The sequence below is a fragment of the Streptomyces sp. SID4985 genome (genome assembly GCF_009863025.1).
Lineage (GTDB): Bacteria > Actinomycetota > Actinomycetes > Streptomycetales > Streptomycetaceae > Streptomyces.
On the sequence record NZ_WWIR01000285.1, the window covers coordinates 1 to 16,068 of the forward strand.

A 16,068-nucleotide genomic window follows, 5' to 3' on the forward strand; every position below is an offset into this window, starting at 1 on the left:
CGGCCACCTGGGTGCTCTCCAACCACGACGTGACCCGGCACGCCACCCGCTTCGCCAACCCGTCCGGGCTCGGCACCCAGATCCGCACCGAGGGCGACCGCGAGCTCGGTCTGCGCCGCGCCCGTGCCGCCACCCTGCTGATGCTGGCGCTGCCCGGCTCGGCCTACCTCTACCAGGGCGAGGAGCTGGGCCTGCCCGACGTGGTGGACCTCCCCGACGAGGTGCGCCAGGACCCGGCCTACTTCCGCGGCGCGGGCCAGGACGGCTTCCGCGACGGCTGCCGGGTGCCGATCCCGTGGACCCGCGAGGGCTCGTCGTACGGCTTCGGCGCGGGCGGCAGCTGGCTGCCGCAGCCGGGGAGCTGGGGCGAGCTGAGCGTGGAGGCGCAGACCGGCGACCCGGACTCGACGCTGGAGCTGTACCGCGCCGCGCTCGCCGCGCGCCGCGAGCAGCCCTCGCTCGGCGCGGGCGAGTCGGTGGACTGGCTGACCGCCCCGGAGGGCGTACTGGCCTTCCGGCGCGGGGAGTTCGTGTGCGTCGCCAACACCACGGCCGCCCCGGTGACCGTGCCGTCCCACGGCCGGGTGCTGCTCGCCAGCGGTGAGGTCACCGTGGACGGCGCGGAGGCCGTGCTCCCGGCCGACACCACCGTGTGGTGGACCACCGGCTGACGCCTTTACGAAAAGTTCCTGCATCAACTTCCCTCGGCCCGCTGCCTTTTCAGGCGGCGGGCCTTTAACATCTGCGTCACCGCAAGTTTGCTGAAATGTTTCAGCAAGCGCCTTCAAGCCTTCAACGACGAAGGAAACCCCCACATGGCACGACGCAGAACCCTCCCCACGGCGTTCGCCCTCGCGGCAACGGTCTCGCTCGGCATGTCGTTTGGCATGAACCCGACCATCGCAGAGGCCTCGCCGCCCGGCACCAAGGACGTCACCGCCGTCCTCTTCGAGTGGAACTACGCCTCCGTCGCCCGGGAGTGCACCACCACCCTCGGCCCCGCGGGGTACGGCTACGTCCAGGTCTCCCCGCCCGCCGAGCACATACAGGGCTCGCAGTGGTGGACCTCCTACCAGCCCGTCTCCTACAAGATCGCGGGCCGTCTCGGCGACCGCACCGCCTTCAAGAACATGGTCGACACGTGTCACTCGGCCGGCCTCAAGGTCGTCACCGACACCGTGATCAACCACATGGCGGCGGGCAGCGGCACCGGCACCGGCGGCTCGTCGTACACGAAGTACAACTACCCGGGCCTGTACTCCCCGCCGGACTTCGACGACTGCACCTCCCAGGTCACCAACTACCAGGACCGCTGGAACGTCCAGCACTGCGAACTCGTCGGCCTGGCCGACCTGGACACCGGCGAGGAGTACGTCCGCAAGGCCATCGCCGGGTACATGAACGACCTGCTCTCCCTCGGTGTGGACGGCTTCCGCGTCGACGCGGCCAAGCACATCGACGCGGCCGACCTGGCCAACATCAAGTCCCGGCTGACCAACCCCTCCGTGTACTGGAAGCAGGAGGTCATCTACGGCGCGGGCGAGGCCGTCCAGCCCACCGAGTACACGGGCAACGGCGACGTCCAGGAGTTCCGCTACGCCTACGACCTCAAGCGGGTCTTCAACAACGAGAACCTCGCCTATCTGAAGAACTACGGCGAGGGCTGGGGCTACATGAGCAGCTCGGTCGCCGGTGTCTTCGTCGACAACCATGACACCGAGCGCAACGGCAGCACCCTCAACTACAAGGACGGCGCCAACTACACGCTGGCCAACGTCTTCATGCTGGCCTACCCCTACGGCGCCCCGGACATCAACTCCGCCTACGAGTGGTCGGACGTGGACGCCGGTCCGCCCAACAACGGCAAGGTCAACGCCTGTTGGCAGGACGGCTGGAAGTGCCAGCACGCCTGGCCGGAGATCAAGTCCATGGTCGCCTTCCGCAACGCCACGCGCGGCCAGGCGGTCTCCAACTGGTGGGACAACGGCAACGACGCCATCGCCTTCGGGCGCGGCAACAAGGGGTATGTGGCCATCAACCACGAGACCTCGTCGCTGACCCGCACCTACCAGACCTCGCTCGCGGCGGGCACGTACTGCAACGTGCAGAACAACACGAGCGTGACGGTGAATTCGAGCGGCCAGTTCACGGCCACGCTCGGGGCCAACACCGCGCTCGCGCTCTACGCGGGCAAGTCCAGCTGCTGAACGCGGGCCGCTCCCCAGACGCGTTGAAGGCTTCACCGGTGAACCGCCCGTCGTATACGGGCGGTTCGTCCGTCGTTCAGGGATGAAATTTCTTTCTTCGGGTTTCAAGAGTCTTGCAGCAAGGCTTGCGGCGGCGGTACGGTCGCGCGGCGTCCGGCAACGAAGCCGTGTCCAGGGGCCGGACCCGAACGAGCCGTGAGCGCAAGGAGTCTGTGCCCGTGAGACCGAGTTGGCAGGCGCGCCGGTCGCGCCCCACCCCCATCCGGAGGAGAGCCGCGGCCGTCGTCGCCGTGGCCCTCGCCGCCGCCCTCGTACCGCCGCTTGCGGCGCACGCGGACGCCCCGCCCGCGCCCCCGTCGGACGCGGCCCTGGCCGCCCAGCCGGCCCGGCACGACGACACCCGCGAGCAGTTCTACTTCGTCATGCCGGATCGTTTCGCCAATGGTGACAAGGGCAACGACCGCGGCGGCCTGACCGGTTCGCGCATGAGCACCGGCTACGACCCCACCGACAAGGGCTTCTACCAGGGCGGCGACCTCAAGGGCCTGACCCACCGGCTCGACTACATCAAGGGCCTCGGGACGACGGCCATCTGGCTCGCCCCCATCTTCAAGAACCGCCCGGTCCAGGGCACCGGCGCCGACGCCTCGGCGGCCTACCACGGCTACTGGATCACCGACTTCACCCAGGTCGACCCGCACTTCGGCACCAACGCCGACCTGAAGAGCCTCATAGCCAAGGCCCACGCCAAGGGCATGAAGGTCTTCTTCGACGTCATCACCAACCACACCGCCGACGTCGTGGACTACAAGGAGGGGTCGCACGACTACCTCTCCAAGGGCGCCTTCCCGTACCTGACGAAGGACGGCCGCCCCTTCGACGACTCCGACTACGCGGACGGGAAGAAGAAGTTCCCGGCCGTGGACACCTCGTCCTTCCCGCGCACCCCCGTCGTCACCGGCGAGAGCAAGGTCCCGGCCTGGCTCAACGACCCGACGATGTACCACAACCGGGGTGACTCCACCTTCGCGGGCGAGTCCGCCGAGTACGGCGACTTCGGCGGCCTGGACGACCTGTGGACCGAGCGTCCCGAGGTCGTCACCGGCATGGAGAAGATCTACCAGCGCTGGGTGAAGGACTTCGCGGTCGACGGCTTCCGCATCGACACCGTCAAGCACGTCGACATGCCGTTCTGGACCCAGTGGGCCACCGCGCTCGACAAGTACGCCGCCGCGCAGGGCCGGAAGAACTTCTTCATGTTCGGCGAGGTCTACTCCGCCGACACGTCCGTGACCTCGCCGTACGTCACCCAGGGCCGCCTCGACGCCACCCTCGACTTCCCCTTCCAGGACGCGGCCCGCGCCTACGCGTCCCAGGGCGCCAGCGCCAAGAAGCTGGCGGGCGTCTTCGGGGACGACTACAAGTACACGACCGACAAGGCCAACGCCTACGAGCAGGTCACCTTCCTCGGCAACCACGACATGGGCCGCATCGGGTACTTCCTCAAGCAGGACAACCCCAAGGCCACCGACGCCGAGATCCTGCGCAAGGACCGCCTCGCCAACCAGCTGATGTTCCTCAGCCGCGGCAACCCGGTCGTCTACTACGGCGACGAGCAGGGCTTCACCGGCTCCGGCGGCGACAAGGACGCCCGCCAGACCATGTTCGCCTCCAAGGTCGCCGACTACCTCGACGACGACGAGATCGGCACCAGCCGCACCCACGCGAGCGACGCCTACGACACCAAGGCGCCGCTCTACCAGGACATCGCGGCCCTCGCCAGGCTCCGCAAGGCCAATCCGGCCCTCACCGACGGCGTGCAGACCGAGCGCTACGCCGCCGACGGCGCCGGTGTCTACGCCTTCACCCGCACGGACGCGCGCACCGGCGCCGAGTACGTCGTCGCCGTCAACAACGCCGGTGAGGCGAAGTCCGCCACCTTCGCGACCGGCTCCGCCCGCATGACGTACCAGGGCCTCTACGGTGCCCACGGCACGGTGCGGACGGACGCCGACCGCACGCTTACGGTGACCGTCCCGGCCGAGTCCGCCGTGGTCTACAAGGCCGCCAGCCCGCTCGCCAAGGCCGCCGCCAAGCCGTCGGTCACCCTGACCGCCCCGGCCGCCGGAGCCACCGGCACGGTCGAGATCGGCGCCGACGTGGACGGTGGTCAGCTCAACCGCGTCGTCTTCGCCGCGCAGGTCGGCAACGGCCCCTGGAAGACGCTGGGTTCGGCCGACCACGCGCCGTACAAGGTGACCCAGAGCATCGGCAAGGACGTGCCTGCCGGTACCGCCCTGCGCTACAAGGCCGTCGTGATCGACTCCGCGGGCCGCACCGCGAGCGCCCAGGCCGCCTCGGCCACCGGCACCCCGGCCGCGCCCGAGACGCCCTCGGCCTCCTCGCGGGACTACGCGGTCGTCCACTACAAGCGTGCCGACGGCGACTACGCGAACTGGGGCCTTTACGCCTGGGGCGACATCGCCGACGGCGAGTCCACCCCCTGGCCCACGGGCCACGCCTTCACGGGCCGCGACGCCTACGGCGCCTTCGCCTGGGTCAAGCTGAAGCCGGGCGCCTCGAACGTGGGCTTCCTGGTCGTCGACAAGGACGGCAACAAGGACGTCTCCGCCGACCGGTCCATCGACGTCACCAAGACGGGTGAGGTCTGGCTGGAGCAGGGCAAGCCCGAGGTGCTCACCGAGAACCCCGACAACCCGGCCCAGGACAAGGGCAAGGCCGTCCTGCACTACCACCGCGCCGACGGGAACTACGACGGCTGGGGCCTGCACGTCTGGACGGGTGCCGCGAACCCCACCGACTGGTCGAAGCCCCTGCAGCCGGTGAAGACTGACGCCTATGGCGCGGTCTACGAGGTGCCGCTCACCGAGGGTGCCACCAGCCTCAGCTACATCATCCACAAGGGCGACGACAAGGATCTGCCCACCGACCAGTCCCTGGACCTCACCGCCAACGGCCACGAGGTGTGGCTGTTGAACGGCCAGGAGACCTATCTGCTCCCGCAGCCCAAGGGCAGCGCGGCCGCGCTCGACCTGACCACCGCCAAGGCGGTCTGGATCGACCGGAACACCGTCGCCTGGAACGGCGTGGACGGCGCCGCCTCCACCCAGCTGCTCGCCTCCCACGACGGCTCCATCGCCGTGAAGGACTCCGCCCTGACCAGCGACGACGAGCGCTGGCTGCGGATGGACAAGACCACCCTCACCGACGCCCAGAAGGCGAAGTTCCCGCACCTCAAGGACTACACCGCCTGGTCCGTCGACCCGCGCGACCGCGAGCGGGTGCGCGAGGCGCTGACCGGCCAGCTCGTGGCCTCCCAGCGCGCCGCCAACGGCGCGGTGCTCGCCGCGACCGGCGTGCAGATCGCCGGGGCGCTGGACGACCTGTATCCGGGCGCCACCAAGGCGAACCTCGGGCCGGTCTTCCACGACGGAAAGCCCACCCTCTCCGTGTGGGCGCCGACGGCCCAGAGCGTCTCCCTGGAACTCGACGGCTCGCTCAAGGCCATGCACCGCGACGCGGCCACCGGCGTCTGGTCCGTCACCGGTCCCGCGTCCTGGAAGGGCAAGCCCTACCGGTACGCCGTCACGGTGTGGGCGCCCAGCGTCCGGAAGATCGTCACGAACAAGGTCACCGACCCCTACTCGGTCGCCCTGACCGCGAACTCCGAGCGCAGCCTCGTCGTCGACCTGGCCGACCGCTCGCTCGCCCCCAAGGGCTGGACGGACCTGAAGAAGCCCAGGGCCGTACCGCTGCGGGACGCGCAGATCCAGGAGCTGCACATCCGGGACTTCTCGGTGGCCGACCCGACCGTCCCGGCCGGGGACCGGGGCACCTACCTGGCCTTCACCGACAAGAACAGCGACGGCTCGAAGCACCTGCGCGCGCTGGCCGAGGCGGGCACGTCCTACGTGCACCTGCTGCCCGCGTTCGACATCGCCACCATCCCCGAGAAGAAGGCCGACCAGGCCACTCCGGACTGCGACCTGGCCTCCTACCCGGCCGACTCCGACAAGCAGCAGGAGTGCGTGGCGAGGACCGCCGCCAAGGACGCCTACAACTGGGGCTACGACCCGTACCACTACACGGTCCCCGAGGGCTCGTACGCCACCGACCCCGACGGCACCGGACGCACCGTGCAGTTCCGGAAGATGGTGCAGGGGCTCAACCAGGACGGCCTGCGCGTCGTCATGGACGTCGTCTACAACCACACCGCCGCCAGCGGCCAGGCCGACACCTCGGTGCTCGACAAGGTCGTGCCCGGCTACTACCAGCGGCTCCTCGCGGACGGCAGCGTGGCCAACTCCACCTGCTGCGCCAACACCGCGACCGAGAACGCCATGATGGGCAAGCTCGTCGTGGACTCGATCGTCACCTGGGCCAAGGAGTACAAGGTCGACGGCTTCCGCTTCGACCTCATGGGCCACCACCCCAAGGCCAACATCCTCGCCGTCCGCAAGGCGCTGGACGGGCTGACCCTCGCCAAGGACGGTGTCGACGGCAAGAAGATCATCCTCTACGGAGAGGGCTGGAACTTCGGGGAGGTCGCGGACGACGCGCGCTTCACGCAGGCCACGCAGAAGAACATGGCGGGCACCGGCATCGCCACCTTCTCCGACCGCGCCCGTGACGCGGTGCGCGGCGGCGGTCCCTTCGACGACGACCCCGGCGTCCAGGGCTTCGCCTCCGGCCTCTACACCGACCCCAACTCCTCGACGGCGAACGGCACTCCGGCCGAGCAGAAGGCCCGGCTGCTGCACTACCAGGACCTGATCAAGGTGGGCCTGAGCGGCAACCTCGCCAAGTACCGCTTCACCGACACCGACGGCAAGGCGGTCACCGGCGCCGAGGTCGACTACAACGGTGCTCCCGCCGGATACGCGGACGCACCCGGCGACGCCCTCGCCTACGCGGACGCGCACGACAACGAGTCGCTGTTCGACGCCCTCACCTTCAAGCTGCCCGCCGGGACCGGCGCGTCCGACCGGGCCAGGATGCAGGTCCTCGCGATGGCCACCGCCGCACTCTCCCAGGGCCCGGCGCTCTCGCAGGCGGGCACCGACCTGCTGCGCTCGAAGTCGCTCGACCGCAACTCCTTCGACAGCGGCGACTGGTTCAACGCCATCCACTGGAACTGCGCCGACGGCAACGGCTTCGGGCGCGGGCTGCCCCCGGCCGCCGACAACAAGCCCAAGTGGCCGTACGCCACACCGCTGTTGGCTCAGGTGAAGGTCGGTTGCCCGCAGATCACGGGGACCTCGGCCGCCTACCGCGACCTGCTGCGCATCCGCACCACCGAGCCCGCGTTCTCGCTCGCGACGGCGGACCAGGTGCAGCACGCACTCGCCTTCCCGCTGTCCGGCAAGGACGAGACCCCCGGCGTGATCACCATGCGACTCGGTGATCTGGTCGTGGTGTTCAACGCCACGCCCGAGCGCCAGGAGCAGAAGGTGACCGCCCTCGCGGGGACGCGCTACCGGCTGCACCCGGTGCAGGCGTCCGGCGCGGACCAGGTGGTCAAGTCGGCGAGTTACCAGGCCGGTTCGGGCACCTTCAGTGTCCCGGCGCGGACGGTGGCCGTCTTCACCCGGTAACCGGGCGGGCGTTCAGGACGCCAGGGCGATGAGCCGGCCGGCGAGTTCCGCGAAGGGACCGTCGGCCGGTTCGTCCTTGACCAGGGACCGCACCAGCGCGGCCATCTCCGCGTCCCGCGCCGCGCTCACGGCGGCCAGCGCGCCGAAGTCGTCCACGAGCTGGACCTCCAGCTCGGCACGCGGCACCCGTCTGCCGTCCAGCCAGATCAGCGCGGTGGACTCGGCCAGCGAGATCCACGAGCGCACCACCAGCTCCAGACGCGGGGGAGCCGCCGCGATGTCCTCGATGCCGAGGTGCGTGAGGATCTGCTCGTAGGCGGCCTGCCGCACCGAGTCGATCAGGGCGTTGGTCGCCGAGGAGCCGACCGCCGGGCCACCGCGCATCAACGCGGAGAAACCGGGGCCGTGTTCGTCCACGAAGTCGAAGAAGCGGCGCATGACCCGCAGCAGCCGCAGCCCCAGCGGGCCTTCGAGCGGCTCCACGAAGCGGCTCGCCAGATCCTCCGAGGCGCGCTTCAACGCGGCCTCGTACAGGCTGAGTTTGCCGGGGAAGTAGTGGTAGACCAGCGGGCGGGAGATGCCCGCCGCCGACGCTATCTCGTCGATGGAGACCTCGTCGGGCGAGCGGCGGCTGAACAGATCGAGTGCGACCTTGATCAACTGCTGCCGTCGCTCCTCGACGCCCATCCTGCGGCGAACCCCGGTGCTCATGCACCCACCTTACCGATCGGAACCGGCAGTTGGATGATCCGGTTCCGCATCGGGATGCGCACTTCCGTCACATGTCGAGCACCAGACGTTCACCTCTGGACCGGGACACACAGATCAGCATGGAGTCGGCGCGCTCCGCGTCGGTGAGCAGCTCGTCCCGGTGGTCCACCTCTCCCTCCAGCACCCGCTGCCGGCAGGTCCCGCAGAAACCCTGCTCGCAGGAGAACACGGTGTCGGGCAGCTCGCGCCGTACGGCCGCCAGCACACTGGAGTCGGCCGGGACGGTCAACGTCGTTCCGCTGCGCCGCAGTTCGACCTCGAACGCGCTGTCGCCCCCGGCCGTCGTACGTGGCGCGAACCGCTCCAGGTGCAGCGTGGCGCCCTCGGGCAGCCGCTCCGCCACCGCGTCCATCAGCCCCTCGGGGCCGCAGCAGTAGACCGCCGTGCCGGGCACCGTGTCCGCGAACAGCGCGGCCAGGTCGGGGCGTCCTTCCTCGTCCTCCGCGACCAGGGTCAGCCGGTCGCCCGCCAGCTTCTCCACCTCGTCCAGGAACGGCATCGAGTCCCGCGACCGCCCGCAGTACAGCAGCCGCCACTCGGCGCCCTCGGGCAGCGCCCGCAGCATCGGCAGGACGGGGGTGATGCCGATCCCGCCCGCGACGAAGACGTACGCGGGCGCCCCGACCAGCGGGAAGCGGTTGCGCGGCCCGCGCACCTGGAGCTCCATCCCCTCCGCGAGCTGCTCGTGCACCTCGCGCGAGCCGCCCCGCCCGTCCGCGACCAGCCGCGTGGCCACGGTGTAGGAGCCGCGGTCCGCCGGGTCGCCGCACAGCGAGTACTGCCGGACCAGACCCGAGGGCAGCACCAGGTCCAGATGCGCGCCCGGCTCCCACGGCGGCAGTCCGCCCCCCTCCAGGCGCAGCCGCACCACGCCCTCGGCGACCTCCTCGCGCGCGGTCAGCAGCAGCCGCAGCGCCCCCGTGCGCGGACGGCCCGAGATCGGCGGGTCGAGGGCGGGCAGCGGCCACAGCGGCGACCTCCGCACCCGGCGGCGCAGCGCCCGCCGGGTCAGCAGGGCGGCGGCACCGCCCGCGAACAGCAGGAGCGTGCGCGGCCTCGGCGTCACGACGCCTCCTTCTCGTGCTGCTCGGCCGCCAGAGCGGCGGGGGAGGCGGCCAGATAGGCGACCGCCTGCGCGGTGGAGGCTTCCTGGGAGGGGTGGTAGGCGCGGCTGAGATAGCGCGGGATGGACTTCAGCAGGGCGCCCGTCGCGGGCAGCGTGCCCCGGCGGCCGCTCCGGTAGAACTCCGCGAACGACGCCTTGCCGTCCACCAGCGTCGGGTCGTTCTCCATGAAGAAGCGGGCCCCGCGCTGCCACAGGAACAGCAGTGCCGAGAACGCCAGCGCCCAGGTCCGCACCCGGCGCCGGTAGTCGCCGTCCACGTGCACGAAGAGGTCGAAGGCGACCGAGCGGTGCTCGACCTCCTCCGCGCCGTGCCAGCGCAGCAGGTCCAGCATGGTCGGGTCGGCGCCCCGGCGGTCCAGCTCGGCCGCGTTCAGCACCCAGTCGCCGAGGAACGCGGTGTAGTGCTCGATGGCCGCGATCAGCGCGATCCGCTCCAGGAGCCACCAGCGCCGGGCCCGGCCGGGCGGCAGGGTGCGGTCTCCGAGCAGCTTCTCGAAGAACCAGTCGACCTGCGCGGTGTACGGCGTCGGGTCGAGCCCCTGCTCGCGCAGATGCGGCAGCACCTCGTCATGGGCCTGGGAGTGCATCGCCTCCTGCCCGATGAACCCGATGACGTCCTCGCGCAGTCGCTCGTCCCGGATCAGCGGCAGCGCCTGCTTGTAGACGTGCACGAACCAGCGCTCGCCGGCGGGCAGCAGCAGATGCAGCACATTGATGGTGTGCGTGGTGAACGGGTCGCCGGGCACCCAGTGCAGTGGGGTGTCCGCCCAGGAGAAGGACACGTTGCGGGCCTTGAGCGCGATGCGCTCGGACTCCACCGGCCCGGCCTGCTTGTTAGACATGGCGTCAATGTACTGAGGTGCGGGTCGCCTGAGAACCCCTGGAACAGAGCTTGTTGACTGTCCTGTCAGCAAGCGCGCTCACCCGAGTCCGTTGATCTCCCGCCCGCTCGTCAGCGTCCCCTTGAGATCGGCCTGCGCGCCACGCTCGGCGGGTGCAGCCAGCAGACGTCCCGTCCCCTCGGCCTTGACCCCGCCGGTCGCCCGGACCGATCCGACGTCCTCGCTGCCCGCCGCGAGCAGGTACCAGGCACCCGTACCGGACTTCCACAGCACCCCGGCCAGCACCTGCGGCTCACGCGGACCGCACGCCGTGGTGTCCGTCGCCTTGGCCACGACCGCCCCGGCTGCCCCGCCCGGCGTACGGAACTGGGCGAGCGCCGCCGTGCCGTCGCCGCGCCAGGTCTCCGCCCGGGTGCAGACCCAGGTGCCGTTCCCGCCCGCGTCCGGCAGCGGCTGCTCGGCGTACGCCCACGCGTTCACCTCGCGGATACCGGCCGAACGCTCGGTGGCCAGCGAGCAGGCGAACGGCGCCCAGTCGCGCAGCCCCTCCGCGCCGGACGCCTCCTCGGACGCGCCCGGCCGCCCGGCGGTCAGGTGCGCGGGGACCAGCTCACCGAGGTCGGTGGCGAGCCGGGTGCCGGTGCGGTCGGTCAGCTGGAGCACACTCCACGAGGTGCAACTCCCGGTGCGCAGCACAGGGCTGGCCAGCGGGGAGGTCACGCCGTCGGTGACGGTGAGCGCGTGGGGCGCCGACTCCGGCTTGGTGAGGTCGCGTTCCGATGCCCTCTTCACCCAAGGTGCCGTCAGATAGCGGACGTTGCCGTCGGCGCGGCCGAGCACCAGTGCGCTCGACTCGGCGCGGTCCGCGCGGTCCACCCGGGCGAAGTCGAGGGCGGCGCCCTCGGTGCCGTCCACCGGCTCGGCGTAGCGGGCGATGCGCAGACCGTCGTAGAGGATCACCACGCGGGCCGCGTCCACCTGGCCCGCGTACAGCAGTTGGGGCGGTCCGGCCGGGCCGCCGGTCTGGGTGCCGGGGGTCGCCGAGACGCGCACGGTGGCGCCGGGACGGGCCCAGACCGCCAGCGCGCGGCGCAGCAGGTCCTTGTCGCCGGTGAGCGGGCCGCGCGCTGGCCACACCGAGAAGTCGGTGCGCGCCGAGGTCTTCCAGGCCGCCGGGGTCACCCGGGTGAGCCTGGCCGGGTCCAGGGCGGCCTCGGCGGCCGGGTTGGCCGCGTACGACGGGGCGGCGGGACCCTCGGGGCCCCAGCCGCCGCCGGGCATCGCCACCAGCGCACAGCACACCAGGAGCGCGGCGCCCGCCGCGAGCGCCGCCTTGGTGTGCTGGCGGCGCCGCATCAGATCGGTGGGGCGCGCCTGGAGCGAGCAGGCGTCGAACTCCGGTGAGGACAGCAGCGCGTACTGCGCGGGCACGCCGTTCGCCTCGGACAGCGCCGACTCCACGCGGGTCACCCCGGCGGACTTGAGGATCCTGCGCACGTCGTCGTCCGCGAGCCCCTCCAGACCGCGCAGCACATAGGCGGCGCGGGCCGGTGCGGACAGGGCGGAAAGCCGCTGTTCCAGGGCGAGTTCATGGGCGCCGCCGGAGCGTGGGAACAGCCTGAGGCCCCACGCCCGGGGCAGCAGGGCGGGCAGCTGCGAGCGCTTCGGCAGCCCCTTGCGCGGTCGGCACGCCTCCAGGGCGGAGCGCAGCACCCGCTCGCGGACGAAGCCGTACGCCGGATCGCCGTCCCGCCCCGACGCCTGAGCCGGGATCAGGGAACGCTGCTTGCGCCCCGTCGGCAGCGCCCGCTGGGCCAGCGCGTGGGCGGTCAGCACCCGGCGCCCGCGCCCCAGTTCGGGCGCCAGCACCAGATAGGCGAGCCGGACCAGCCGCGGATAGTGCTCGACGAGCGCGGCCTCGGCCTGCTCGACATCGGCGGCGGGACCCCGGCCCCCGTGGGTGGCTGCGTGACGCTGGGCTACATCCTGTGACTGCACATCGGGGAGAACGAGCGAAACGCCCGTGGGTTACCGCCGGGCGGGTGACTCGGGCACCAGCGCCCGCGCGTAGTTCCCCATCGACCGCTGGTAGCGCGGCAGATGAGGGGCGAGCGCGCCGAGCACGAGCGAGAGCCCCTCGCGGTCCCGGCCCACACTGGACAGGCACAGCGCCAGACAGGCCCGTACGGCGTCGTCCAACTCGTCGGACTGCGCGTCGAGTTCGGGCGTGAGGAGTCGTACGCCCTCCTCCGCCTGCCCGGTGTTGCGCAGGGAGCTGGCGAGCTGGATCGCGGTCCGGCGGGCCCGGTACGGGCTCACCTCGCGCAACCCGCGCTCCAGCGCCTCCCGGTACAGCGGCACCGCCTTGTCGGAGTGGCCGGTGGAGTCCCAGGCGCACGCCTCCTCGAAGGGGGCGAGTGGGCTGCCCTCCGGCAACTCGGCGGTGAGCGCGGCTATTTCGGCGCGGAAGACCGGAGCCTCCTCCTCGGGACGGTCCGCGAAACCGGCCCACAGGGTGTCCACGCGCTCTTCCCAATCCTTGTTCACCGCGTCACCCTCGCACAAGTGATCCGCTTTCGCACCGGATTTGAGCGGTGCGGCGCCCGCAGCCGTATCCGTCGGTACGGGCCCCCGCGTCGGGGGCCCCGTGCGGCATGTGGCGTACCAGGACCGGAGGAGCAGTGCAGATGAAGGTGACGAGGGCGGCGCTCGCCGCGTCGAGTGCCGCGGTGGCCCTACTGGCACTGGCGGGCTGCGGGTCCGGACCGCAGGAGAAGAAGGTGCCGGTGACGGCGACCGGCAGCCTGGAGAGCCTGGCCGCCGAGGTCAAGTGCACCCCGGACATGCAGACCGACGCCGACGAGATCCGGCAGGCGCTGTGCAAGAACAAGGACGGCAAGTTCGTCCTGGCCACCTTCGCCACCGACCGCGGCCAGCGCGAGTGGATCAACGACGCGAAGGACTACGGCGGTTTCTACCTCGTCGGCCGCAAGTGGGTGGCCGTCGGCGAGGACGGCACGGTCAAGGCGCTGCGCGGAACGCTCGGCGGCGACCTCGAGGTGGGCACCGACCACCACGCGCACACCGGCTGACGTACGCGCACACCGGCTGAGACGCCGGGAGGGAACGGACACGGCGAAGGCCGGTGACGGGGTGGGGCCCGTCACCGGCCTTTACTCGTGTTCCCCGGGTGGGGGGATCAGGGGATCACGAGCAGTTCTGACCGCGGTTGACGCAGTTGGCGATCTTGTTGGCGAGATTGCCCTGGGTGATGCTGATGAAGTCGTCGTGGTCCGTCGCGGCCTTGTGCAGCTGCTCCGGGAAACCGTCCACGGCGTACGCGTTCTTCACCTGGCCGTTGGCCAGGGTGGGCGGCGTGATGTTGTAGACGAGACGCATCGTCAGCTGCGGGATCGCCTTGAAGCCGTTCTGGCAGTTGCCGCCTGCGTCGGCGAAGGCCACGTGGGTGCGGTGGTTGGCGCTGTCGGTGTTCTGGCCGTCCCAGCAGCTCTGGAAGGCGAACGTGCGCACGACCTTGCTGCCCTGCGGGCAGATCGGGTACTGCTCCGTCAGCTGGACCTTGTTCTCGAACCCGGTGCAGCTCCAGTGGGCGTTGGCGTTGGCCAGACCGTTGGTGGTGGTCTTGGCGTCACCGGTGATGATCCGCAGGAACTGCGGCATCGCGACGACCTTGCCGGTGGGGCTGCCGACGTACTTGATCTGCGCCTGGACGGGCGTCAGGATCTTGCCGACGTTGCCCTCCTTGCCGCCGCCGTCGTTGTTCTGGTCGAAGTCCTGGGAACCGTCCTGGACCCGGACGACCGGCCAGTAGTACGACGACAGGTCGCTCTTGTTCTGGCAGCTGCTGCCGCCCTGCAGGAACGTGTCGTTGCTGGCGAAGGCGTCGATCTTCTGGTTGCCGACGTAGTCGTGCAGGTGGTGCGCGCCGTTCTTCACGCCGGGCGCCACGATGACGTTGTCGGTGTTGTGGTTCTTGTTGGCGTTCACACCGCAGCGCGTGGTGAAGGTGCCCCGCGAGGCGTTGCGGCTGTTGCGCGGCTTGGCCTTCACGTTCGGCTGGACCTTGGTGATGTCCACGAAGTCGGCCGCGACGGGGCCGTTGCCGGCCTGGCCGCCGATGCCGCCCTGCTGGCCGCCGTTGCCCTGCTGGCCGCCGTTGTTCTGGCCGCCGCCCTGCTGGCCGTTCTGACCGTTCTGGCCCTGGCCGCCAGTGTTCTGCTGGCCGCCGTTGTTCTGACCGCCCTGCTGCTGACCGCCGTTCTGGCCACCGGGGGTGGTCTGGTCGGCGGGCGTGCCGGTGCAGTTGGCCAGGGTGTCCAGATCACCGGGGGCGGTACCGCCCACGCGGGTGATCTCCAGCTTGATCCGGTCCAGGATGTTCTGGCGGCGCTCCTTGAGCGGCTGGAGGATCGTGTTCTGGACGAAGCTCGCGTCGCGGGTCTGGGCGTCGCGGGTGGTCGCCAGGCGCTGGTAGGCCTCGGTGATCTGGCGGTCCAGGTTTGCCAGTTCGCCGTCCACGTCCTTGCGGGCCTGGTTCGGCACGTTGGTGAGCTTCTGGCCGACATCGGGGCACGAGATGGTCGCCACCTGGGCGGCGGCGGCCTTGGTCGAGTTGCCTCCCCACTTGCCACCGTTGCTCTCGTGTGCGGAGGCGTAGAAGTTCGCCCAGATAAGCCCGCCCCCACCGAGCGCTAGGGCCGCCGATGCGGCGGTGACCTTCAAGGCCAGCGGCGTACGGCGTTTACGTGTGTTGCGTCCCATGGAACTCCTCTGACTTCCTTGCGGGGCAGCATCGAGGCGCCCGACAGGAGTGAAGCGGCGTCCATCCATACGGACGCCGCCTCAGAGGTGTTCAGCCTTCTCACAAATAATTCAGAGAACTACCCCGACTGGGGTGTTCAAATGCCCTCTGAGCAGCGGGAGTTGATTTTTTCTCCCACTGCGGGTCCGCTCAGCCGCCGGTCGGCGGAATGTACTTGTAGCCGACGCGGCGCACCGTCTGGATGGTGTGCCGGTGAATGCCCAGCTTGCGGCGCACTCGGGCGATGTGCACGTCGACGGTGCGGCCGTCGCCGACATGGCCGTACCCCCACACGGTGGTGACCAGTTGGTCGCGGGTGTGCACCCTGTGCGGGTGCGCCACCAGATGGGCCAGCAGCTCGAACTCCAGGTAGGTGAGGTCGAGTTCGCGCCCCTCCACGGAGGCGGTCCGGCGCGTGGGGTCGATCCGTACCAGCGGGGCGCCCTCGGCGGGGGCGGGCCGGTCGGGGACGGCCCGATCGAGGATGCTTCGGTCGGGGACCGTGACCGGGGCGAACGGCGGGCGCTGGTCGGCCGGTACGAGGACCAGGTAGCCGATCATCGGCGGGCGCCCTGGAAGGTCGGGCAGGGTGTGCGGCGGCGCGGGCAGCCAGGTCGCGCCCGGCGGCAGGAGGTCCGCGACGGTGGTCCGGGGGTGCTCGGCGCCGACGGGGTGGGCCGGGGCC

Annotated in this window: 11 protein-coding genes; 4 read left to right on the top strand and 7 right to left on the bottom strand. The window is 70.7% G+C overall.

The window, feature by feature from the left end; all coding sequences use genetic code 11:
* The 3 genes from GTW40_RS11795 to pulA all read left to right on the top strand — a co-directional run.
* A partial coding sequence (locus tag GTW40_RS11795) for a DUF3459 domain-containing protein (protein ID WP_161180123.1) occupies nucleotides 1-671 on the top strand: 671 nt, incomplete at its 5' end.
* Between the two features lie 204 nt (nucleotides 672-875).
* Nucleotides 876-2,207 carry an alpha-amylase family protein gene (locus tag GTW40_RS11800; RefSeq protein WP_237525463.1) on the top strand — a complete coding sequence of 444 codons (1,332 nt, stop codon included), beginning with the start codon at nucleotides 876-878 and terminating at the stop codon, nucleotides 2,205-2,207.
* A 218-nt stretch (nucleotides 2,208-2,425) separates the two neighbouring features.
* A complete protein-coding gene (gene pulA / locus GTW40_RS11805; protein ID WP_161180124.1) occupies nucleotides 2,426-7,822 on the top strand; it encodes a pullulanase-type alpha-1,6-glucosidase in 5,397 nt (1,798 codons plus the stop codon).
* A 12-nt stretch (nucleotides 7,823-7,834) separates the two neighbouring features.
* On the opposite strand, the gene GTW40_RS11810 is transcribed toward pulA, so the two are convergent.
* From GTW40_RS11810 to GTW40_RS11830, 5 genes are all read right to left on the bottom strand, one after another.
* On the bottom strand, nucleotides 7,835-8,533 hold the full coding sequence (locus GTW40_RS11810) for a TetR/AcrR family transcriptional regulator (RefSeq protein WP_161180125.1): 699 nt from the start codon (nucleotides 8,531-8,533) through the stop codon (nucleotides 7,835-7,837).
* Nucleotides 8,534-8,600: 67 nt separating this feature from the next.
* Entirely contained in the window at nucleotides 8,601-9,659 is a 1,059-nt protein-coding gene (locus GTW40_RS11815; protein WP_161180126.1) for a PDR/VanB family oxidoreductase, read from the bottom strand.
* A complete protein-coding gene (locus GTW40_RS11820; RefSeq protein WP_161180127.1) occupies nucleotides 9,656-10,561 on the bottom strand; it encodes a metal-dependent hydrolase in 906 nt (301 codons plus the stop codon). Before GTW40_RS11820 ends, GTW40_RS11815 begins: the two co-directional genes overlap by 4 nt.
* 78 nt (nucleotides 10,562-10,639) lie before the next feature.
* Complete coding sequence (locus GTW40_RS11825; RefSeq protein ID WP_161180128.1) at nucleotides 10,640-12,559, bottom strand: hypothetical protein; 1,920 nt, start codon at nucleotides 12,557-12,559, stop codon at nucleotides 10,640-10,642.
* A 30-nt stretch (nucleotides 12,560-12,589) separates the two neighbouring features.
* Entirely contained in the window at nucleotides 12,590-13,108 is a 519-nt protein-coding gene (locus tag GTW40_RS11830; RefSeq protein ID WP_343245668.1) for a tetratricopeptide repeat protein, read from the bottom strand.
* Between the two features lie 140 nt (nucleotides 13,109-13,248).
* Here GTW40_RS11830 and GTW40_RS11835 point away from each other — a divergent pair, with 140 nt between their 5' ends.
* Entirely contained in the window at nucleotides 13,249-13,653 is a 405-nt protein-coding gene (locus tag GTW40_RS11835) for a hypothetical protein (RefSeq protein WP_161180130.1), read from the top strand.
* 115 nt (nucleotides 13,654-13,768) lie between these two features.
* Here GTW40_RS11835 and GTW40_RS11840 read toward each other — a convergent pair whose 3' ends face one another.
* The gene (locus GTW40_RS11840) at nucleotides 13,769-15,343 is read right to left on the bottom strand and encodes a DUF1996 domain-containing protein (protein WP_161180131.1); all 1,575 of its coding nucleotides are present in this window, start codon (nucleotides 15,341-15,343) and stop codon (nucleotides 13,769-13,771) included.
* A gap of 190 nt (nucleotides 15,344-15,533) precedes the next feature.
* On the bottom strand, nucleotides 15,534-16,068 hold a 535-nt coding region (locus GTW40_RS11845; RefSeq protein ID WP_161180132.1), incomplete at its 5' end, for a winged helix-turn-helix domain-containing protein.